The sequence below is a fragment of the Pseudoalteromonas sp. CO348 genome (genome assembly GCF_004208845.1).
GTDB lineage: Bacteria > Pseudomonadota > Gammaproteobacteria > Enterobacterales > Alteromonadaceae > Pseudoalteromonas > Pseudoalteromonas maricaloris.
In genome coordinates, this window is the sequence record NZ_SGPI01000066.1 from 1 (window position 1) to 388 (window position 388).

General features: G+C 50.3%; 1 pseudogene. It reads left to right on the plus strand.

Going from position 1 to position 388, the window contains the following annotated elements:
- Positions 1–388, plus strand: a pseudogene (locus tag EXT48_RS23785) (hypothetical protein); the annotation flags it as partial.

Consider the following 388-nt stretch of genomic DNA (forward strand, 5'->3'; position numbering starts at 1 on the left):
GTCGATAGTGATTGCCGAGGGAAACCTTGCAAGCCCCTATATTGAGCGAGGCTTGCTGTCGGTGACAGATAAAGATGGTCTGGTGCACGAACATGAAACCGGCTTTGTTGGGTTTACGCAGTGCCAAAGCTGCCATCGTTTTAGAATGGGTGGCTCACAAGTGCATGTGAATGCCCATCCGCCTACCTCGGTCAGCTCGGCGCAGCGTAGCTATTTTGAGCCTGCTGCACAAAATCCTGCTGAGCAATTTGAGCGCACCGGTAATCTAGAGCTTGCCTATCAACAAGGTAAAAATGAAGTCACGCTAGTAGGGAACGTAGCCGAAGCCAATGCCGGTTATTCGTTTTCGCTAAATGGTAAATTGGGCACAGCGAAAGGTGGCGATTAT